This is a genomic window from Chitinimonas sp. BJYL2, assembly GCF_027257935.1.
Taxonomy (GTDB): domain Bacteria; phylum Pseudomonadota; class Gammaproteobacteria; order Burkholderiales; family Chitinimonadaceae; genus Chitinimonas.
Genome location: NZ_JANZKW010000001.1, coordinates 861,687 through 883,303 on the forward strand (window position 1 = coordinate 861,687; position 21,617 = coordinate 883,303).

A 21,617-nucleotide genomic window follows, 5' to 3' on the forward strand; every position below is an offset into this window, starting at 1 on the left:
CCGCCTCACCGACTGGAGTTGTTTGATGTTGAAGCCCTGCACCCGCCTGCTCCTTCCCGCCCTGCTCGGCAGCCTGCTGATGGCGCCGGCACTGGCAGCCAAACCGCTGGTGTACTGCGCCGATGCAGCCCCGGAAGGCTTCGACCCCGGCATGTGGGATGCTGCCGGCACCAACAACACCACCGCCCAGATGTTCCAGGGCCTGGTCGGATTCAAGCGCGGCGGCACGGCGCTGGAGCCCCAGCTGGCCACCCATTGGGAAGTCTCGCCCGATGCCAAGGTGTTCACCTTCAAGCTCCGGCGCGGGGTGAAATTCCACACCACGCCGTACTTCAAGCCCACGCGCACGTTCAATGCCGATGATGTGCTGTTCACCTTCCAGCGCTTCCTCGATCCCAAGCACCCGATGAACCTCGCCATGCCGGGCGTGCTGTTCATCTATCCGCAGAACCTCAACTTCAACGACCAGATCGACAAGGTCGAGAAGCTGGACGACTACACGGTCCGCTTCACGCTGCGCAAAGCCAATGTGACCTTTGCCACCTATCTGGCCATGGCGTTCGCCGGCATCCATTCGGCCGAGTACGGCAACCAGTTGCTGCGCAACAAGCAGGCCAACAACATCAACAATTACCCGGTCGGCACGGGCCCGTACCGCTTTGTGTCCTACCAGAAGGATGCCGCGGTACGCATGGAAGCGAACCCCGATTACTGGGGCAAGCCACAACAGACCAAAAAACTCATCTTCCTGATCGCCAAGGACGCCAATGTGCGCCTGCAGAAGCTGGTCAATGGCGAGTGCCATATCGCCGCCTCGGCCCGCGATGTCGACCTGGCCACGCTGACGGCCCGGCCCGATATCAAACTGGGCAAGATCCAGGCACTCAACCTCTCCTATCTGGCATTCAACCTCAAGCATCCGGCCCTGTCCAAACGCGAGGTGCGCGAGGCACTCGACATCAGCGTCGATCGCAACGCCGTCTTCAAGACCCTGTTCCCGCGCGGTGATGCCATGCAGGCCGTGAGCGCCTTCCCGCCTGCGATTGTCGGTTACAACAAGAGTCTGAAGAACGAGTTCAACCCCGCCAAAGCCAAGCAGCTGCTAAGCAAGGCCGGCTTCCCCAATGGTTTCGAGCTGGACTTGTTTGCCCTGCCGGTGGTGCGCCCCACCAACCCCAACGGCTTGCTGCTGGCACAGATGCTGCAGGCCGACTGGGGCAAGATCGGCGTCAAGGTCAATATCAAGAGTTATGAGTTTGCCGAATACCTGCGACGCGCCAAGAACGGCGAGCATGGGGTGTATATGAGTGGCTGGTCGGGCGATAACGGCGACGCGGACGACTTCCTGGCACCCAATCTCACCTGTGCCGCCAGCCAGGGCGGCACCCGGTTCTGCAATGCCGAGTTCGACAAGCTGGTCGAAGAAGGCCGGGCAACGACCGACCCCGCCAAACGGATCAAGATTTACGAAAAGGCGCAGGAAATTTTCAAACGTGAGCGCCCCTGGATTACCTTGGCCCACTCAACCGTGTATATCCCCATGAAGAAGGATGTGCAGGGCTTCGTCATGGCCCCGAACGGCAGCGTGGATTTCGAGAATGTCTATCGGTAAGGGTGCGACATGGAAGGGCCGGGCATAACCCCCGATCCGCTGCCACAGCCCTTTTCCATTCGCCTTACACCCAACGCCTCACAGGGTCTTTGCCATGCGCTTACGCCACATAGAAGTCTTCCACGCGGTGATGCAGGCCGGCACCATCAGCGGTGCCGCACAGCTGCTGTATATCTCGCAGCCCGCCGTCTCCAAGGTACTGCAGCACTGCGAACTGCAACTGGGCTTCCCCCTGTTCGAGCGCGTCAAAGGGCGGCTATATCCCACGCCCGAGGCACAGAAGCTGTTCCTCGAAGTCGACAAGCTCAACCGTGATCTGCAGTCGGTACGCCGGCTGGCCTCCAGCCTCAAGTTGCGTCAGGCCGAGCATGTACGGCTGGTTTCCACCCCCACGCTCGCCATGTCCATCCTGCCTGCGGCCATTACCAGCTGGCGGCGCAAATTCCCTGATGTGCATTGCAAGCTGGGCACCCAGCACACCCGCGAGATTGTCAGCGAGCTGCTGCTGGGCGAGGCCGATATGGCCTTGTCGCTGCAAGACCCGCAACACCCTGGCATCGTCGCTGAATCGCTGGCCAGTGCCCCCATGACCGTGATCGCACCGGCTGGCACCTGGCCACCCGTCCAGGTGGGTACACCGCTGGCGATCACCGATTTGCCGCGCGACCTGATCGCCCTGCCCGCCGATGATCCGCTCGGCAACCGGGTCGCCGATGCCTGTGCCGCCCACGAGCTGGCCCTGCATGCCCATACCGTGGTGCAAACCTATCAACTGGCGCGCTCGCTGGTGGAGAACGGTGCGGGCGCTGCGGTGATCGATCCGTTCACCGCTGCCACTGCCGACCCGGCCCGCGCCCAGTGCCGGCCGCTGACGCCCACCATTCCGGTCGAGCTGTACCTGTTGACGGCCAATGCCGCGCCCTTGTCGCAATCGGCGCGCTATCTGGTGCGCTGCATCCGCGATGCCGCCAGCAGCTGCCTGCAGGCCATCAAGGCGGGTTGATCGATGCGTTGTGAAGACCTGCCGGGCCATCCGGATTTTGTGGCGCTACCCGCGCTGGACGGCATCGTCACCGAGCTACGCTATGCCAGCGCCGACAACTTTGTCGGCCGCGATCTGTATGGTCGCGTCGACTGCGCCTGGCTACACCGTGAAGCGGCCGATGGCCTGATGCAAGCCGCACGCTGGCTTGCCGATGCCGCGCCGGGCCATCGCCTGCTAGTGCTGGATGCACTGCGCCCGCACCGGGTCCAGATCGAGCTTTGGGACTTTCTGGCCGGCACCCCCATGCAGATGTACGTAGCTGACCCGGCGCGCGGCTCGATCCACTCCTTCGGCAAGGCAGTCGATGTGACCGTGCTGGACCCCGAAGGCCGCGAACTGGACATGGGCACGGCCTTTGATGACCTCAGCGAACTCTCGCATCCCGCCCTCGAAGAAGGCCATCTGATCCTCGGCAAAATCACCGAGGCGCAGATTGCCAATCGCCAACTGCTGCGCAGTGCGATGACGGTGGGGGGATTCCGCGGGATCAACAGCGAGTGGTGGCACTTTGATCACGGCGACCGCGATGAAGTCCGGCGCCGCTATTTGCGGATCGAATGAGCTGACACCTCAGCCGGCAGCGTCTACACCAGCAAAGAACAGAGCCCGATATGGACCATAGCCCCCGCCGCCGCTTCCTCCAGCAGATCGCCCTCGCCGCCGGTGCCGCTGCACTGCCCGCCGCCAGCCATGCCGCCCAACACACCAGCGGCCTACTGCTGCCGCCGCGACTCAAGGCCGGCGACACCCTCGGCCTGATCAGCCCGTCCAATGCCACCTACCGGCGCGAACCGCTGACGGTCGCCATCGAATCGCTGCAGGCGCTGGGTTTCAAGGTCAAGGAAGCGCCCCATCTGCGCAGCCGCTATGGCCAGTTCGGCGGCACCGATACCGAACGCGTCGGCGATATCAACGCCATGTTTGCCGACCCCGAGGTCCACGGCATCCTTGCCATGACCGGCGGCTCGGGTGCGACGCGCCTGCTCGACCGTATCGACTACGCCGCCATCCGCCGTCACCCCAAGGTGCTGATGGGCTTCAGCGACATCACTGCCCTGCTCAATGCCATCCACCAGCAAACCGGCCTGATCACCTTCCATGGCCCGGTCGCCGGTTCGGAATGGAACACCATCAGCGTCGATTCGGTACGCCGCGTGCTGATGAACGCCGAGGCCGCCACCTTCCGCAATCCCGCTGAACTCAGCGGGGGTCTGGTGCAAACCCAGTACCGCGTGCAGACCCTGCGCGGCGGCAAGGCGCGCGGCAAGCTAGTCGGCGGCAACCTCACCGTGCTGACCACGCTGATGGGCACGCCGATGCAGCCCGATTTCAAGGGGGCCGTGCTGTTTCTCGAAGACATCAACGAAGAGATTTACCGCATCGACCGCATGCTCGCGCACCTGCGTCTGGCCGGGGCATTCAAATCGCTGGCCGGCGTGGCACTGGGCCAGTTCACCGACTGCGGCCCCGGCGAGGGCGGTTACGGCACACTGACGCTGGATGAAGTGTTCGATGAATACTTCAAGGACCTCGGTATCCCCGTCTACAGCGGCGCCATGATCGGCCACATCAAACCCAAGTTCGCCCTGCCCGTAGGCCTGCCAGTCGAGATCGACGCCGATGCCGGCACGCTGGCGATGTTGAGCCCGGCAGTACGCTGAGCGCAGGGTGCAAAAGGCCCAGGGCCGCATTGCACCGAACCGTCTTTGCTACCCGGCGCGCCACGGTGCAATGCGCTGGGCTGATTGCACCCTACGTCGGGATCGATATGGGTCGGTGCGGGGTTTATACTGCGCGCCTCTCCACCCCTGCCTGCCGCGATCACTGCCATGCATTTCAAGTCCATCACTTACGCCAGCCCCCAACCCGGCCCGCGCCTGATCGTGCTGGGCGCCGTTCACGGCAACGAGCTGGCGGGAACCAAGGGCATCCTGCGCGTCATCGAGGAACTGGAGTCCGGCCAGGTAGCGCTGGCCCAGGGTCGCGTTACCTTCGTGCCCATCACCAACCCGTTGGCCTACGAAAAGCAGCAGCGCGCCGGGGACCGCAACCTCAACCGTAACCTCAGCCCGACCAAGGACATCAACGAGTTCGAGGATCAGATCGCCAACTGGCTCTGCCCCTTGCTGGCCGAGCATGAAGTGCTGCTGGACCTGCATTCCTTCCAGGCTCAGGGCAAGGCCTTTGCCATGATCGGCCCGCTGGACAATACGGGTCCGCTCGAACCCTTTAGCCATGCGGCCAAGGAAGAAGCACTGGCACTGCGACTAGGTGTGGACCGCATCGTGGATGGCTGGCTGGCAACCTACGCAGGCGGTGTGGAGCGACGTCTGGCGCGACTCGGCAACAACGCCAGCCGCAAGGATCTGCTGCTGGCCGACGCCAAGTATGGCGTCGGCACCACCGAGTACATGCGCTCGCAGGGTGGCTGGTCGATTACCCTGGAATGCGGCCAGCACAACGATCCGCACGCCCCCGAAGTAGCCTACCGCGCCATCCGCAACACCCTGGCCCATCTGGGTCTGGTGGCTGAGGCCGACCCGGCCCCGGCCCGCGAGGTGGAAGCACTGCACCTGTTTACGGTGATCGACAAACTCGACGCCGCCGACACCTTCGCCAAACCCTGGACCAGCTTCGATGCGGTCAGCGCCGGTGAAGTGATCGGCACACGCGCCAATGGCGAGGTGGTCAAGGCCGAGTGCGATGGACGCATCGTGTTCCCGAATGCCAAGGCTGGCGCGGGCGAGGAGTGGTTCTATCTGGCGCAGCACAACGCACGTTTCGATGCCTGAACCCTGCGTTCGCTCATGAAAAACGGCCCGTCAACGGGCCGTTTTCTTTTCTGCCTGCGGTTCAGCGTGCGAGCAGGGGCAACAACACACGGGCCCAGCGCGCATACCCTTCGGCAGAAAAGTGAATGCTGTCGGGCAGGTAGGCTGCACCGGTATGGCCACCGGGCTCCAGCATCTGCGGCGCAATATCCAGCCAGACTATCCGCTGGCCATCGGCAAGGGGGCGCAGGGCGGCATTCACGGCGTGATTGTGCTGGCGCAAAGGGTCTTCGGGCGTGGCGCCGCGCGGGGGAATGGCCATCAGCACGATCCGTGCGTCGGGCAGTCTTTGCTGTATCTGCTGCAATAGCGCGGCGATCGCCTGATGCATCAGCGTCGGGGGATCGCGGCGCAAGCCGGCATTGTTGGTGCCGATCAGCAACACCACCCACTCGGGCCGCAGCCCGTCCAGCGTGCCTTGCTGGATGCGCCACAGCAGGTGCTCGGTGCGATCTCCCGCAAAGCCCAGATTCAAGGTGCCCAATGGGGCCATGTGCTGCTGCCAGCTGGCCGGGTGGTCGCGTTCCCACTCGTGGGTCAGCGAGTCACCCAGCATCACGACGCGCACGGGCGGCCGGGTACGCACCTCGGCGAGTTTGGCTTCATGGCGAGACTGCCACCAGCTTGCGGTCCAGTCTGCCGTTTGGGCGACCGGATTCAGGGCGTCGGGCAGGGGTGCGGCATGGGTAGGCATCATCAGTACCATCAGCAGGGAACACAGGCATTGCAGCAGCCGGCATCGGACGCGGCTCATATCAGGCCGCATGGTCCGAGAGCGTCTGGCCCGCGTCGTCAAACACATAGACACAGCCAGGCCGCGCGGATAAGCGCACGGTATCGCCGGCGGTGACGACATCGCTATCCGCCAGCGCAAAGCAGAGGGCGCTATTACCAAGACGGGCATAGGCATAGTTGAGTGCGCCCAGCCGCTCTACCATCTCCACGGTCACGACCAGAGGGCCCTCCGGATCGCGTTGCAAATGCTCGGGACGGATGCCGAGCTGCCCCTGACCACTGCCCTGCACGGTGGCCAGCGGCGTAAAGCCTAGGGTCGTACCATCGCCAAGCTGTACCTGTGCTGGCGCGGCTTGCCAGCTCGCGGGCAGGAAGTTCATGGCGGGCGAGCCGATAAAGCCGGCGACAAAAGCGTTGGCAGGCTGGCGATACAGGTCCATGGGCGCACCCACCTGCTCGATCCGGCCATCACGCAGGACCACGATGCGGTCAGCCAGCGTCATGGCCTCGACCTGATCATGGGTCACATAGATCATGGTGGTGCCCAGTTCCCGATGCAGGGCGGCGATTTCGACCCGCATGCGCAGGCGCAATTCGGCATCCAGATTCGATAGCGGCTCGTCGAACAGGAACAGGCCGGGGTTCTGCACCAGTGCACGGCCGATCGCCACGCGCTGGCATTGCCCGCCCGAGAGTTCGCCGGGTTTGCGATCCAGATAGGCCTCCAGGCGCAGGATGCGGACTGCGCGATCCAGCTTGCTGGCGATCTCGGCCTTGGGTTCGCCACGCATGCGCATGCCGAAAGTCAGGTTGTCACGCACGGTCATGTGCGGGTACAGCGCGTAGGACTGGAACACCATGGCGACCTGGCGGGCCGAGGGCGGTGCGTGGGTCAGGTCCTGACCATCCATGGTCAGCGTGCCGGCGCTGATGTCCTCCAGACCCGCAATCATGCGCAGCAATGTGGACTTGCCACAGCCCGAGGGACCGACAAACACGATGAACTCGCCATCATGAACATGCAGGTCTACGCCATGGATGGTGGTGGTGCTGCCGAAGGTCTTGACGACGCCTTGAAGGGAGAGAGAGGCCATGGTGGTTTCAGTGTGTCGAGGCAGTGCGGGTGGCGACCTGCGCCGCATCCCAGGCCAGCGGAATGCCGGCAGCGGTAAGGCAGGACTGGAATTCGGCTCGGCGTGCGTCGCTTGCGTGGATCAAGGCCGGCTGGAGTCCGCTGTCGAGCGCGTGGACCGCCAGCAGGCCGGCGACCTCGCCGATGAGCCACTCCGCCGGGTGTACGCGGGTTGCGGCATTGACCAGATGGCTGACGCTGATGTTCTTGCAGGCTGGAATGAGGTTGTCGCACTGGGCCGGGATGAAACTGCCCAGCGGCAGCGTGAAGGGCCGTGCCCGTGCATTGGTACCGTGGCCGGATACGCAGGTGGGATGGATATCGATGTTGTACCAGACAGTGCCGACACTGTCGGGGCGGTTCACCGGGGTCAGCAAGCCGCCGTCGTAGGCGATGTCGGTCTGGTTCAGGCAATCCAGACCCACAATACGCCGTGATTCGCGTACGTAGACCTGCTGTGCCAGACCATCGGACGTGCCCAGCACATCGCCGGCCAGCTGCAGCTCGGGATAGCCGGTACCGCCGTCAGGGCGCGGCGCCGCCGTCTGCAACCAGTAGGCAAAGCTCAGCGAGAGCTGACGGGCGTGGGCTACCACCTCCGCCTCGGGCAGGCCGCCATCCAGCAAAGGCTGCAAGGCATAATCATTCTGCGCCCAGTTGATCAGCGAGACCTCGGCGCGTGGCGTGCGCCAGTTCCGCGCACTCACCACGCGACGATAGCGCCACAGGTCCAGTGTCTGTCCCTCACCGAACCAGGGCAGGGCAATCGAGCTGCCGCGACCACTGCCCGGAATGCGGTTGCTGAAGAGCGGATACCCATAGTGCGGCAAGAGGTAGCGGCACCAGAAGTCATAGGCCTCCGGCTTGGCCATCAGCGGGCCTGCCGACGCCTCGCGGCGCAGCGCCAGTACCTGTGTGACCGGCTGCTGATCAGCCGTCTGGGCCAGCGCGGGGGCATCAGCCTCACCGAAATCGGACTGGGCTTCCTTACCCAGACGGTAAGGCAGGCCCGCCAGCGCAATCACCTCGCCGGTATCGGTGGCATCAATCACGTAACGCGCGCGGATCGAGACCACGCCGCTGGCAGCCCGCACCACCACGCCCTCGACACGGCGCTCCTGGCGCCAGGCGCTGACCACCGCAGCGGTACGGATGATGCGTAGCAGACCGCGGTCCACAAAGGGTTGCAGCAAGGCTTGCAAATAGCTCGCGGCAACCCGTGGTTCGATGCAGAGGCGGCTGACCCAGCCATCGCCGGGATTGGTCCCCTCGGTCATCTCGGTGCGATCCACGAAATCCGGCTGGTCCAGATAGTGTTGCCGCATGGCGGCGCGGAAAGCGCGGTAACTCGCGCTAGCACCCGCGGTTTCGATCAGGCTGTGTTCATCCGGCGGCACACCCTGGGCAGTAAGCTGGCCACCCAGCCAGTCGTGCTCATGGGTCAGCACCACATAACGGCCGGCGCGGCAGGCTTGCCAGGCGGCCATCACGCCGCCAAGGCTACCGCCAATCACGGCAATATCGGTCTGCAACTCGATCATGCCGTCGCCTCCAGTCGCAGTCCGATTTCAAAACTGCGATCCCAGGGCAGATACACATCACACACCCGGTAGCCAAGCTGGTGGTGCTGTGCAAAGGCCTCGGCAAAGGGCATGAACAGATCGGCAATCCGCACCCGCCGCGCCTCGGCATCCAGTTGGGATTCATCAACCCCGATACGAAAGGTCTGGCGCAGCACCGCCTGATACAACAGGTCTTCCAACAGGCGCAGCGCCAGGTTATGGCGATTGGCACTGCTGTCTGGCGAGCGGCACAGGGCACACTGCGCCAGCAAGCCCCCCAGCGTATTGCCGGCGGTATTCCAGCCGCTGTAGCCCGCCAGACAATTCAGCGGTAGCGCTTCGGCCAGTGCGTTGATCATCAGCGGGTCACCGCCATTGGCATAGGCCAGATCCGCGACAGCAATCCGCTTGCCTTCCTCATGCCAGCGCAGCAGTTGCGCGTACCAGTGCACAGCCACCCCCGGCGCATGCGCCAAGGGTTTGCGCATGGCCCAGTCTCCCTGGGCCGTACCCTGGGTGTGCACGGCGAGTATCAGGTCGGCTTGCGCAACGTCCGTCACGATCTCGCCGCCCACCGCCGCAATCTGGCCACTCACGGATTCGAGAACCGGCCGATCCTCATACAGCGCATGCAGATGAACGATATGGGCGGGATCGCTGGGATGCAGATACACACGCAGTGCCGGCGTTCCACTCAAGCGTCCGTGCAGATGGGCGCACAGGGTATGGATGACTTCATCAGCGCCGGGATAGATGGCTACCCGGTCCGCCAAGCCACGCTCGCTGACGGCCGCCTGCAACTGGCGCCGCTCGGCAATGTTGAAACCGTACTCGGCCGTATCGTCCTGCGGCAGGATCAGCCGGTCGATCACGCCGTGCTCGACCATCTCCAGCGCCAATTTGGTGAGGGCGTAGTTGCGGGTACGGGTGAGCAGGTAGTCCTGGCGGATGGCGGCAGGAATGGCGGCCTCGGCCGCTTCGGCGACGCGCTCGTCGTCGGGCTGACCCAGCTGTTCAAAGCGATCCCGATGAAATGACCAGCGCCAGATGGTTTCGCCATGCTCGCGCCAATACAGCTTCTCTTCCTCGTTCACATTGTTGTTGGAGAGCCGCATGGTCGCGGCAAAAGCGTAGATGGGCTTGGCCGGGTAACGCTGGCGGATTTCGAACAGCACGGCCAGCCACTGCACCAGGTCCTCGAAGCTGTCTTCGATGAAGCGCGAGGGTACCAAGCCGCCGTAGCACAGCATGTCGAGCGAGATCACGAAGCCCTCGGCCTGCTCGGCCTCGTCGATCAGCCAGTCGCTGAGGAGGCGCCGATCTGCCGGCGTACGCAGATGACCCAGCGCCGCCACCGGAGGCGTGCGTAGCTGCCAGCCGGCTGCGTCGACCAGCCATTGCACCTGCTCCCGGACGACCGGACGACCATCGACCGGCAAAGCAACAATACGGGGATTCATGATTTCACTCGCCAGGTTTGCAGCTGGCGCGGTGCCAGCTGGCGTATCTGCTCAGGCATGGCCTGACCCAGACCGTTCACACGGGTCCAGCCTGCAGGCAACTGGAAATCCTGCACCGTATCGGTCGGATTCCAGATCCGCAGCTCGCGGACATCGCCCACGCGGCGCAGTGCGCTGATCTGTACCGTGGGGTTGGCGATATCCAGCGGCGCACCCCATTGGGTGCCATGGCCGCGCAGGGTGAGCACCGGTCGGCGGAAAGCCTGCGCCCGGGTCAGCACGGCATGGGCGGCTTCGCCGGGCAAGAGGCGGCCCAGGCGGAAGTCGGCATGGTCCTCGCCGAGGCACTGGGCGCCCGGCGTGGCCATATCGGGGCCGGCACCCACGCCACGGGTCACCAGATCCCGGCGTGACAACCAGCCCACACTGCGCACCAGCGTAAGGCCCAGCCAGGCCCGACCGGCGTGTTCCAGCAGCTCGAACTCCTGCAAACCGCGGTGCAGCACATAGCGGTCCGCCGCCAATACTGCGCTGTTGCTGGGATTTACGGCCACCGGCATTTCCTGCTTGCTCGGGCTGGCCGGGTAGCAAGCACGGCGCAGCGGGCGCCAGGTCCAGTCAAATGCGCTGTCGGCCCAGCTGCCGGGTGTCTCGGCGGGCAAGGGCAGCAATAGCCGCGTGCGCTGATCCTTGGCGCGATTGGTCCAGACCAGCTGGACATCGACCTCGGCACTGTCGCCGATCAGGCGCAGGCGCAGGGTGCCGGTATTGCTGACTTGCTCGGCGCTGGCGCCTTGACGATCCGCATCGAGCCCGGCCGGAACCGTCATGCTGAACGCCAGCACCAGTTCCTGCACCAGCCCGGCATGGTGCTGCGATTCCAGGGTAAAGCGTTCATGCAACACGGCATGTTGCTGTGGCGGGGGGGCGTAGTTGTAGCTGTCGCCCGCATCCAGCTCGCTCAGCAGGCACAGCGCAAGCGGTGCATCGCCGAGGCGCAGGTCCTGCCAGTGCAGGCGGCCGTCGGCATCGAGTGCGATACGGACGTGGCCATTGGCGATCACGCCCGGCGTCATCGGCGGGCTGGCCGCGCCCTCTGCCGGTTCGACGGTACAGGCGGATGTGGCCAGTCCGTCCAGTGCCAGCGGCACAGCCAGCGTGTAGCGATGGCCTTCGACCACATCGGGAAAATCGTCCAGTGGCGAGCGGAACACCCGCGCCGGCATGCAATCGAGCAGCGCGGTCGGCATGGCCTCACCACAGGGGCTGCGCAGGGTGAGCCCTGCATGGGCGGTACCGGCCAGAAACACGCTGATCAGCACGGTTTCACGCCGCGCCTGGGGCAGGGGGTTGAAGAAGGTCAGGCGGCTGTCATCGGCAAACACCCCGCCCGGATGCGCTTCATGCTGGCGCAGGGCAATCAGCCCGCCCGCACTCAGGGCCTGATCGCGCAAGGCATCGAGGCGTTCATCGAGCTGGGCGTAGCGGGTCAGCATCTCGTCGTGCACGCTGTCCACGCTACAGCCGCAGATCGAATCATGGGCTTGCTGCTGGATCAGCAATCGCCAGCTGTGCTCCAGATAACGTGCCGGCCAGGCCGCCACGGTCAAGGCGGCCCACAGCGGCTCGATCTCGCCCAGTAGCCGGTCTTCCGCCTGCTGGTTGAGGCGCTTGAGGTAACGGCGGGTCGACAACACATCCGGCAGCACAAAGGCATAGGGCGCGATATTGGCGCGCAACTCGCCCCGTACGGTTCCGCGCCGCCCCTCGCTCGCTGCCAGCGTACGGGCAACCTGCTCGGGCAAGCTGGTTTCGATCAAGGGGCAATCCGGGTGCTGTGCGTTCCAGCGGGCGATTCTTTCCGCTATGCCTTCCACCGGCAGCAGATGATCGCCGCCTTGGGTCAGCAGCAGGTGCGGGGTAAGGGCACGCGGGCGGATCTGATCGAGATAGCGCTGCAGCGCGCCCTCCCAGTCCGCCACATTGAGCGGATGCTGATAGTAGCCCTGGGTGAGATACAAGGTCGGCACGACGCTGCCATCGGGTGCGGCCCAGTCGAGTTCCGAATGCGGATGATCGAGCCCGCGCCATAACACGGCACTGTCCAGCCCCATATGACGCAGGAGCTGCGGCATCTGCGACGGGTGCCCAAAGGTATCCGGCAGATAACCCACAAAGGCGCTGCTGCCTGCCGCGCGCGCATCCTGCAAGCCCAGCTCCAGATTGCGCAGCAGCGCTTCACCGTGGGCCAGAAAGCCATCCGCCATCACATACCAGGGGCCAAGCTGCAACTTGCCGGCTGCCGCCAGGGCACGGACCCGCTGCGCCAGCGCAGGCTCGGCCTCGCGCAGCAGGTCTTCCAGCGCGGCGGTCTGGCCGTCGAACAAGAAATACTGCAGCTCGCCACGCTCCAGCTGGCCGGCCACGGTTTCCATCACCGCCAGCAAGCGGGCCATGAAGCGCTGATGCGAGAAATACCACTCGCGATCCCAATGGGTCTGGACCACGACCCCCACCTGATACGTGCTCATCCTTTGACGGCTCCCTTGAGTGCGCCTTCAATGAAAAAGCGCTGGCTGAAACCGAAGACGATCAGGATCGGGATCAGCGAAAACACCGCACCGGCGGCAACCAGTCGCCAGTCCATGGAAAACGCGCTGGCCAGCCGGTTGACACCCAGCGGCAAGGTATAGAGCTGCGGGTCATCAATCAGGATCAGCGGCCAAAGGAAGTCCCCCCAGACCGCAATGAAGCTGAACACCGCAAGCGTCGCGAGCGAGGGCTTGGACAGGGGCAGCAGCACATGCCACCAGATGCGCAGCCGCGAGACGCCCTCCATGATGGCCGCTTCTTCCAGCGCGGCCGGAATGGTGCTGAAGGCCTGACGCATGAAGAAAATGCCGAAAGCCGTGCAGGCATGCGGCACCACCAGACCCAGATAGGAATTCTGCAGTCCCAGGGCAATCGCCAGCTCGTAGACCGGGATCATCAGCAACTGGAATGGAATCATCATCGAGGCCAGCAGGACCCCGAACACCCAGCGGCGGCCGCGAAAGCGCATCCTTGCCAGCGGGTAGGCCGCCAGCGAAGCAAAGATCAGGTTCGAGCTGACTGCCAGCACCGCCACGATCAGGCTGTTAGCCAGATAACGCAGCATGGGCTGACCCTCGAATACCCGCGCATAGTTGCTGAGCGTGGGTTCGGCCGGCAGCAGGCTAGGCGGATAGGCAAACAGGTTCTCGCTGCCAGACTTGAGCGAGGTGCTCAGCAGCCACAGGAAAGGGCCGATGGTCAGCAGGGTGACCAGCAGCAGACCGGCATAGCGCAAGGCCGCATCGAGCAGATCACGGCGGCGCTTCTGGGCAGGGGTCCAGCGGGGCAGGGTCATCGGTATCAGCCTTCCTGCTTCAACAGGCGCAGGTTCACCAGCGAGAGGATCAGGGTCACCGCGAACAGCACCACGCCGATCGCGGCGGCATAGCCCATCTCGAACTCCACAAAGGCGGACTCATAGAGGTAGAACACCAGCGTCTTGCTGCTGTCCAGCGGGCCGCCGCGCGTCATCACATACACTTCCTCGAAGACCTTCATGGCGGCGATCGAGGACATGACCGTGACCACGGCCACCGAGGGCTTGAGCATGGGCAGGGTGATATGCAGGGTTTGCTGCCAGCGGCTCACCCCTTCCACCTCGGCCGCCTCGTAAAGATGGCGCGGAATTGCCTGCAGGCCGGCGAGGTAAATCACCATGTAGTAACCCATGCCGGCCCAGATGGTCACCGCCATCACGCTGAACAAGGCATTGGCCGGATCGGTGAGGAAGGCCACGGGGTTATCGGTGAGGCCAGTGGCGAGCAGAAAGTGATTGAGGATGCCACGCTCCTCGTAGACCCACTTCCACACCAGACCGCTGATCACCAGCGAGGTGACGACCGGCAGGTAGATCAGAGCACGGAACAGGCGAATGCCGGGCAGGGCCTTGTTGACCAGCAGGGCGAGAAAGATCGGCAGGATCACCAGCATCGGCACCGCCACCAGCAGATAGAGCAAGGTATTGCGCAAGGCGCCCCAGAAAAACGGGTCGGCCCACAGGCGCACATAGTTGTCCCAGCCGACAAAGTGCGATGACGTGATCAGGTTGAAATCGGTAAAGCTGAGCCAGATGGCTTTGCCGGCCGGATACAGCACGAACAGGCCCAAAATGGCACAGGCCGGTATCAGGAACAGATAGGGCAGCAGCGGATGACTCAGGCGCATGACGGGGACTCCAGATGTGCCCACAGCCGGCAGGCCGCACCGATCACGCCCGCATCGTTGCCCAGCTTGGCAGGCACGACGTTCACCGGGATGCCATCGGCCTTGAGACGCAGGCTCAGCCCGGGCCACCAGACCCAGTCCACCCGGATCAAGCCGCCGCCCAGCACGATGCGGGCGGGGTTGTAGGTCCAGTGCAGATTGGTGATCTGGGCGGCGAGCAGATCCAGCCATTCTTCCAGTGCCTGCATGGCCGCGCCCTCGCCAGCCTGCACGGCGGCAATCACGGCCTCACCCGATTCACCCTGCCCGCCATGCAAATGGTGCAGACGCTGCAGGCCGGTGCCGGAGAGCAGGGATTCGAGTGTCATCCAGCCACCGTGGCGCGACCAGATCTGCTGGCGCCCGAAGTGGCCGGCCAGATGGCTGCTGCCGGTGACGATATCGCCCCCGATCGCCAAGGCACCACCCAGCCCGGTGCCCAGCGTCAGCATGGCGACCTGCTCGCAACCCGCCGCCGCGCCACGCCACAACTCGCCCCGCAAGGCCGCATGGACATCGTTTTCCACCGTCACCGGCAAGCCAAAGCGATGGTGGAGCGTGTCGCCGATACGCGTACCGGCCCAGCCGGGAATCGCATTGGTCGCATCCAGCACCACGCCCGTGTGGCGGTCGATCACGCCGGCCGAAGAAATCCCGATCCCCGCCAGCTCAGGCGCACCGGCACGGGCATGCAGGTCCGTCAGCGCGGCCACCAGGTTATCCAGTACCCGGGCGCCGCCGGCACTGGCCTGGGTGGGCGTCGTATCGCCCAGCAGTTCGCGGCCCGTGTCGTCGATCAGCGCCGTGCGTATCTTGGTGCCACCCAGATCGGCGGCCAGACAGACCCGATTCATCACTTGCACCCCAAGGCTTGCGCCCAGCTACGGTCGATTTCAGAAAACGCGGCGTCGCGGGATTTGCTGCCCAGCATGTAGGCCTGCAGATTGCGCAGATAGCTGGTTTGCAACTTGCTGTAGTGGCGCATGGGCGGCACCAGCACCGTACCGGCAAAAACCTGCGCCACCGAGGCCCGCTTGGCCGCATCCAGCAGGGCATCGCCGCTGGACTTGGTAAAGGCCGGGGACTGGTAGCTGGCCACCGTGGACGGCAGGATGGGCACGCGCGCCACCAGCGCATTCTGGTTCTCGGCATTGGTGACGAACTGGGCAAAACGGAAAGCCAGTGCAGGCTCCCGTGAGGCGCTGGGCACCACCAGATTCATCGCCGCGATATTTGGCCGGCTCAGGCCCGAGCCGATCTGCGGACCAACGCCGATCTTGGGGTACAAGCCCGGATTGGCATTGCGGATATGGTCCAGAAACTGGATACCCGTGGAAATCATCGCCACCTGACCACTCATGAACAGCGCGACGGCCTCGCGGTGTCCTTCGGTCAGCACGCTCTTGGGCACCAGGCCATCGCGGTACAGGGTCCGGTAGTAATCGAATACAGCGCCACCCCGTGCATTCAGGAAGCCGGCACGGCACCCGTCCGGCGTGGTCAGCGGGCTGCTGGCGGCCATGACTTCCAGCGGTGTGCTGCCATCGAGCGCGGGAAAGTAAGCGTAGCCACCTGTTGAGCTGCGTATGCGCCGGGCGGCCGCCAGCAGTTCATCCTGGGTGCGCGGTGGCGCTACCCCGGCCTGAGCGAGCACTTCGCGGTTGTAGAGCGTGATATTGGTGGTGAGATACCAGGGCACGCCGAACTGCCGCCCACCCAGCTGGTTGGCCTGCCAACCTGAAGGCAGGTAGGCCGCAATCTCGTCGGCGCGCAGATACCGCTTGGGGTCGGCCAAGACACCGAACTCTGCCAGCTTGGCGGCGAACTGCGGATTGAGGTTGACCACATCCGGGGCGCGCCGCGCGGCAATGGCCGTGAGCGTCTTGCGCTCCATCTCCGACCAGGGCACATCGACCCACTTGACCTTCACTCCTGGGTGCGCCGCCTCAAAGCGGGCAATCAGCCCGTGCACATAATCGTCGTGTGTCGGCGAGAGCTGCATCGTCCAGAAACTGATCTGGCGCGCCGCCATGGCCTGCACCCCCGGCAAGGCCATCGCCAGTGCCAGGGCGCAACGCAGGATAGTCAGCCGTGCCGGGATCATCTTCATGCCTTCTGTGAACATCGCTGAACGCGTCTTCCAAGCACCCCGCCGCAGTGCAGGCAACAGGCCATTGGGGGTGATATGGTGCAAGACGATACCGGCAATCGATCAAAAAAACAAACCACTTGGTCTATTTTTTTGTTTTCGGTGCTAGAATGCTTTCATCGACCCATGGTCCCCAACCGCGGAGACACCCGTGTCCATCCGAGCACAACGACGCAGTGAATTGCGGCAGGCCTTGTTGGCGCTGCTACAACGGCAAACTGCCGGCAGCCGCCTGCCCTCCGAGCGCGAACTCAGCGAGCGATTCGGCGTGGCGCGCGAGACCCTGCGACGCATGCTCGACGAGCTGGAAGAAGAGGGTGTGGTGCAGCGCAAGCACGGCGCCGGCACCTTCCTGGCCGGGCAGACGCAAGCCAAACCCTTCCAGCTGATTTCGTTCTCGGAAGACATGCGCGAGCGCGGCTTGTCACCATCGAGCAAGCTGCTCGGCACCCAGTTGATTGCCGCCGGCGCCAAGCTGGCGCAGACACTCAAGCTCAGCCCCGGCGCCCAGCTGCATGAAATCCGCCGCCTACGCCTGGCCAACGACCAGCCCATGGCGCTGGAAACTGTGTATCTGGTGCGTGACCGTCTGCCGGGCTTCGACCCCGGCGTGATTGCCAGCGGTTCGCTCTACAGCCATCTGGAAAAAGACTGCGGCGTGATGCTGGTGTCTGCGCGCCAGCAGATGCAGGCCACCGTGCTCAGCGAAGACGAGGCCCGCCTGCTGGATGTGGCGCCATTCAGCCCGTCCTTGCTGATCGAGCGCGTGGTCACCACCGGGAACGGCGATATCGTCGAATACGGCAAGAGCCTGTATCGCGCTGATCGTTACTGTTTTGAAATCGAAGTACTGCGCCCCGGCCTGCACGCCGAACCCCGCGCGGATGAAGAGGATGTGGCCTGATGCGGGATTGGCAGCTGAACGAACTGGATCATCATCTCCGTGGCCGACTGGTCGTGTCTTGCCAGCCCGTTGATGACGGCCCGATGGATGCAGACGAAGTGGTGGTGCGGCTGGCGCAGGCCGCCGTGGCGGGCGGTGCCGGCGCCTTGCGGATCGAGGGCGCCAATCGGGTACGGCTGGTCCGTCAGGCGGTGGAGGTGCCCGTCATCGGCATCATCAAGCGCGATCTGGCCGAATCCCCCGTGCGCATCACCCCACTGATCGAGGACGTGCAAGCCCTGCTGCAGGCCGGCGCAGACATTATTGCCGTGGACGCCACCCAGCGCGTCCGCCCCGTGCCGGTGGCCGAACTGCTCGGCACCATCCGGACGGGCCGCGGTCTGGCCATGGCTGACTGTTCCAACCAAGACGACGCGCTGGCCGCTGTGGCACTGGGCTTTGATGTGATCGGCACTACCCTGTCGGGTTATACCGGCGGCGCCGTACCCGACCAGCCCGATATCGCCCTGATCCGCACCTTGGCCTCCCACGCGCCCCGCATCATGGCGGAAGGGCGCTTTAACACCCCTGAACAAGCGCGCGATGCCATTGCTGCTGGCGCCTGGGCCGTCACCGTAGGCACGGCCATTACCCGCACCGAACACGTCACCGGCTGGTTCAGCCGCGCCTTGGGCGACCCCACTCGCACCACGCCTTAACCAGGGCTCATGACTGCCACCGCGACTGGTATGGGTGGCCTGTTAAATCATATATACCAATGGTCTAGCATGCGATTAGCGTTTTTCACGCCGACCGCCGACGCCTGTCGGCCTCATCACCACGTTAGATGGATGGAGCCAGACCACGATGTTCAGACCCAATCGCCTCTCAATCGCCGTTTCCCTTGCGCTGCTCGGCGGCAGCATCGCCGCCCAGGCTGCGGCTGACGACACCACGGCGGCCGAGACCGTCCAGATCACGGGTATCCGCGCCTCGCTGCAGCAGTCGATCACGGCCAAGAAAAATGCCGCCAGCAACGTGGAAATCGTCACGGCGGAAGACGTGGGCAAAATGCCTGACAAGAATATTGCCGACGCGCTGTCCCGTCTTTCCGGCGTGAACGTGCAATACGGCGGCGCGCTCGCCATGGACGAGGCTGAGCGCATCGCGATTCGCGGCACCAGCCCCAACCTGAACCTGACCACCGTGAACGGCCACGCCCTAAGCTCGGGCGACTGGCACGTGGGCGACCAGGCGGGTAGCGGCCGTAGCGTCGGCTTTGGCCTGATGCCCTCGCAGCTGATTGCGCGCGCCGTAGTCAACAAGACCGGGATGGCGGAACTGGTTGAAGGCGGCATTGCCGGTAACGTCGATCTGGTCTTCCGCAAGCCGCTGGATTTCAAGAAGCCCCTGACCGGCGACCTCTCGGTGGGTCTGGTTTATGCCGAACTGGCCAACAAGACTGACCCGCAGGTGCACGGGCTGGTTAACTGGAAGAACGACAGCAACACCTTCGGCGTGCTGCTGCAGGCCTTCAAGGAAGACCGCCACCTGCGTCGCGACGGGCAGGAAACCTTCAGTTTCACCACCGTCAGCAAGGCCGTGGCTGATCGCTCGGGCAACCCGGCGCTCGAAGGCAAGCGCCTGCCGGGCAGCCTGAATTCGGCGCTGTTCGAAGGGGTGCGGGAACGCAGTGGCGGCTATCTTGGCCTGCAGTTCAAGCCCAGCAGCAGCCTCGATATCAACGCCAGCATTTTCAGCGCCACGCTGGATGCCGAGAACTACAACAGCTCGGCCTACGCGCTGCCTGGCAATATCATCAATAACGGCGGCAAGATCACCAATTACACCGTCGAAGGCGACGTGATCACCAAGGCGACGCTGGTTCGCGACACCACACGCAACCCGGTCACCCAGCCCGTCCAGACCCTGCAGTTCGACCATAACAACCGTGCCGGCGCCCAATCGAAGAGCGCATTTTACGATCTGGACGTTAAGTACAAGGCCACCGACAGCCTGACCCTCTCGGCCAAAGCTGGTTATACCGAGGGCTCCGGTGTCACGCAGAATCAGCCCAGCCTGTTCTGGGGTCTGTACAACACCAATATGTCGTACCAGATCAACACGACGCGCCCCACCGACTACAGCCTCTTCTACGACAACGGCACCCAGGCCAATCTGTCGACGCCAGCCGAGCTCAAGCTCATGAACATCATGGCGGCCGCTGTCGAGTCTACGGACGAGGAGTCCTACCTGCACCTGGACGGCGCCTACGAACTGAATCTGGGCTGGCTTACCAAGGCAAAGTTCGGCGTGCGCTCAGCCGAACACACCCGTGAATACAAGGTCTGGGGTGGTCGCTTCAATGCACTCGACCCGGTCGCGCCGACATGCCCACCGGGCGGGCTGGCTTGTTTCATCACTAGCACGCCGACGCCGGCCACCGGCTACCCCGGCAACTATGCCGATGGCCTGAATGCCGCCTTCCCGCGTGATCTGTTCCGTTACCACCCCGACCAGATCAAGGACTTTTCCTACACCAACGCAAACTGGGACCGTAATCTGAACCGCATCCTGACCTCGGGTTACAAAGTCGAAGAAAAGAACCAGGCAGCCTACGCGCAGGTGGATTACGAGTTCGGCGATATCACCGGTAATCTGGGTCTGCGTTATGTGAAAACCGATCTGGCCTCCCTGTCGTATCAAGCGTTGCCCGCCGCAACCTGCGGTGCACTCAAGCCTTGTAACGTGCCGGGCGCCATTGTCGGTTCGCGCTACGCCACCTACCTGCCGCAACTGGTCGAGTCTTCCCATACCGCCTACCTGCCCAGCCTCAATACGCGTTGGGACATGGGCAAGGGTGTGATTTCCCGCCTGGGCCTGACCCGCACCCTGGGTCGCGCCAACTACAGCGAGCTGGCCGGCGCCGTCTCTCTGAACGACGTGCTGCTCACCGGCTCCAGCGGCAACCCTAATCTCAAGCCGATCACCTCGAACAATGTCGATCTCTCACTGGCCTGGTACACCGGCCCGCGTCAGTACGTACAGGGCGCGGTGTTCATGCAGAAGATGAAGGATTACGTGAAGCCCGGCACCTCGGATGTCGAGTATTACAACCTGACCTTCAATCGCTACGACACCTACAAGGTCAGCTCGCGCATCGGCGTCAGAGCCAAGATCCGGGGGCTGGAAATCGGTGGCGAAACACCCATCGGCAACGGTTTTGGCCTGATCGCCAACGCCACCTACGCCAAGGGTGAAGATGCCCAAGGGGCGCGCATGCTGGGCGTCTCCGACTGGACCTACAACCTGCGTGGCTACTACGAGGACGGCAAGTTCAACGCCAGCCTGGCCTACAACTACCGCACGGATTACGCCATCGGCCTGCTGGGCGATGGCTCGAACGTCCAACCCGGCATCAGCAAGGTCAACGGTGCGCACTTCTACAAGGGTGCCGCCAGCCTCTCCGCCTCGGTCGGTTACAAGATCAACGACACCTTCAGCGTGCAGCTGGATGCCAACAATCTGACCGATGAAGTCCGCCACACCTACTTCATCGACCAGAATGCGCCAGGTTACTGGCACCAGAACGGCCGCCAGTACTTCCTCTCGTTCAAGGCCAAGTATTGATTCTCTGGTTCATTGCCATGATCAGGCCCGCAGATGCGGGCCTTTTTTACGGGCGCTCCCGGCCACCAACGCCACCAAGCAGGGCACCCTGTCGCACACGGACAACACAAAACATCAACAAGACCAGAGGACTAAATTATTCCTCGCCTCTGCTCATGCCACATGCCCGATCGCATCAGGGTGCGGCGCGCCAGGCATCCCGATGCGATGCGGGAATTGGTCGATTATTGGCCGAATTCTGCATGCCGCTTGCTGACGGATGACTGCCAACGGCTGGGTTTC

17 protein-coding genes are annotated in these 21,617 nt (G+C 63.8%); 8 read left to right on the forward strand and 9 right to left on the reverse strand.

Annotated features, from left to right (window positions below):
• Positions 1 to 25: 25 nt before the first annotated feature.
• The 5 genes from O9X62_RS04080 to O9X62_RS04100 all read left to right on the forward strand — a co-directional run bounded on the left by O9X62_RS04080 (position 26) and on the right by O9X62_RS04100 (position 5,449).
• Positions 26 to 1,612, forward strand: coding sequence for an ABC transporter substrate-binding protein (locus O9X62_RS04080; protein WP_269531486.1), 1,587 nt, complete (start codon positions 26 to 28; stop codon positions 1,610 to 1,612).
• Between the two features lie 94 nt (positions 1,613 to 1,706).
• Entirely contained in the window at positions 1,707 to 2,615 is a 909-nt protein-coding gene (locus O9X62_RS04085; RefSeq protein WP_269531487.1) for a LysR family transcriptional regulator, read from the forward strand.
• A 3-nt stretch (positions 2,616 to 2,618) separates the two neighbouring features.
• A complete protein-coding gene (locus tag O9X62_RS04090) occupies positions 2,619 to 3,218 on the forward strand; it encodes a M15 family metallopeptidase (protein ID WP_269531488.1) in 600 nt (199 codons plus the stop codon).
• A 50-nt stretch (positions 3,219 to 3,268) separates the two neighbouring features.
• Positions 3,269 to 4,318 (forward strand): LD-carboxypeptidase, encoded by a 1,050-nt coding sequence (locus O9X62_RS04095; RefSeq protein WP_269531489.1) that lies wholly within the window; start codon positions 3,269 to 3,271, stop codon positions 4,316 to 4,318.
• A 168-nt stretch (positions 4,319 to 4,486) separates the two neighbouring features.
• Positions 4,487 to 5,449, forward strand: a complete 963-nt coding sequence (locus O9X62_RS04100) for a succinylglutamate desuccinylase/aspartoacylase family protein (RefSeq protein ID WP_269531490.1) — start codon at positions 4,487 to 4,489, stop codon at positions 5,447 to 5,449.
• Positions 5,450 to 5,510: 61 nt separating this feature from the next.
• On the opposite strand, the gene O9X62_RS04105 is transcribed toward O9X62_RS04100, so the two are convergent.
• Genes O9X62_RS04105 through O9X62_RS04145 form a run of 9 tightly spaced genes read right to left on the reverse strand, consistent with a single transcriptional unit; the run spans position 5,511 to position 16,783 of the window.
• Positions 5,511 to 6,242, reverse strand: a complete 732-nt coding sequence (locus O9X62_RS04105; RefSeq protein ID WP_269531491.1) for a GDSL-type esterase/lipase family protein — start codon at positions 6,240 to 6,242, stop codon at positions 5,511 to 5,513.
• 1 nt (position 6,243) lies between these two features.
• Positions 6,244 to 7,317: an ABC transporter ATP-binding protein gene (locus O9X62_RS04110; RefSeq protein WP_269531492.1), complete on the reverse strand. Its 1,074-nt coding sequence runs from the start codon at positions 7,315 to 7,317 to the stop codon at positions 6,244 to 6,246.
• A gap of 7 nt (positions 7,318 to 7,324) precedes the next feature.
• On the reverse strand, positions 7,325 to 8,896 hold the full coding sequence (locus O9X62_RS04115) for an FAD-dependent oxidoreductase (RefSeq protein WP_269531493.1): 1,572 nt from the start codon (positions 8,894 to 8,896) through the stop codon (positions 7,325 to 7,327).
• Complete coding sequence (locus O9X62_RS04120) at positions 8,893 to 10,377, reverse strand: DUF4127 family protein (RefSeq protein WP_269531494.1); 1,485 nt, start codon at positions 10,375 to 10,377, stop codon at positions 8,893 to 8,895. Before O9X62_RS04120 ends, O9X62_RS04115 begins: the two co-directional genes overlap by 4 nt.
• Complete coding sequence (locus tag O9X62_RS04125; RefSeq protein WP_269531495.1) at positions 10,374 to 12,908, reverse strand: hypothetical protein; 2,535 nt, start codon at positions 12,906 to 12,908, stop codon at positions 10,374 to 10,376. Before O9X62_RS04125 ends, O9X62_RS04120 begins: the two co-directional genes overlap by 4 nt.
• Positions 12,905 to 13,765 (reverse strand): carbohydrate ABC transporter permease, encoded by an 861-nt coding sequence (locus O9X62_RS04130; RefSeq protein WP_269531496.1) that lies wholly within the window; start codon positions 13,763 to 13,765, stop codon positions 12,905 to 12,907. The genes O9X62_RS04125 and O9X62_RS04130 overlap by 4 nt, the downstream gene beginning before the upstream one ends.
• A 5-nt stretch (positions 13,766 to 13,770) precedes the next feature.
• A complete protein-coding gene (locus O9X62_RS04135; RefSeq protein ID WP_269531497.1) occupies positions 13,771 to 14,634 on the reverse strand; it encodes a carbohydrate ABC transporter permease in 864 nt (287 codons plus the stop codon).
• Complete coding sequence (locus O9X62_RS04140) at positions 14,625 to 15,527, reverse strand: ROK family protein (RefSeq protein WP_269531498.1); 903 nt, start codon at positions 15,525 to 15,527, stop codon at positions 14,625 to 14,627. The genes O9X62_RS04135 and O9X62_RS04140 overlap by 10 nt, the downstream gene beginning before the upstream one ends.
• Positions 15,527 to 16,783 carry a sugar ABC transporter substrate-binding protein gene (locus O9X62_RS04145; RefSeq protein WP_269531499.1) on the reverse strand — a complete coding sequence of 419 codons (1,257 nt, stop codon included), beginning with the start codon at positions 16,781 to 16,783 and terminating at the stop codon, positions 15,527 to 15,529. Before O9X62_RS04145 ends, O9X62_RS04140 begins: the two co-directional genes overlap by 1 nt.
• Before the next feature lie 190 nt (positions 16,784 to 16,973).
• Between O9X62_RS04145 and O9X62_RS04150 the strand changes: the two genes are divergently transcribed.
• From O9X62_RS04150 to O9X62_RS04160, 3 genes are all read left to right on the forward strand, one after another.
• A complete protein-coding gene (locus O9X62_RS04150) occupies positions 16,974 to 17,726 on the forward strand; it encodes a GntR family transcriptional regulator (RefSeq protein ID WP_269531500.1) in 753 nt (250 codons plus the stop codon).
• Positions 17,726 to 18,424 (forward strand): N-acetylmannosamine-6-phosphate 2-epimerase, encoded by a 699-nt coding sequence (locus tag O9X62_RS04155; RefSeq protein WP_269531501.1) that lies wholly within the window; start codon positions 17,726 to 17,728, stop codon positions 18,422 to 18,424. Before O9X62_RS04150 ends, O9X62_RS04155 begins: the two co-directional genes overlap by 1 nt.
• A gap of 148 nt (positions 18,425 to 18,572) precedes the next feature.
• Positions 18,573 to 21,335 (forward strand): TonB-dependent receptor, encoded by a 2,763-nt coding sequence (locus O9X62_RS04160; RefSeq protein ID WP_269531502.1) that lies wholly within the window; start codon positions 18,573 to 18,575, stop codon positions 21,333 to 21,335.
• Positions 21,336 to 21,617 lie beyond the last annotated feature (282 nt).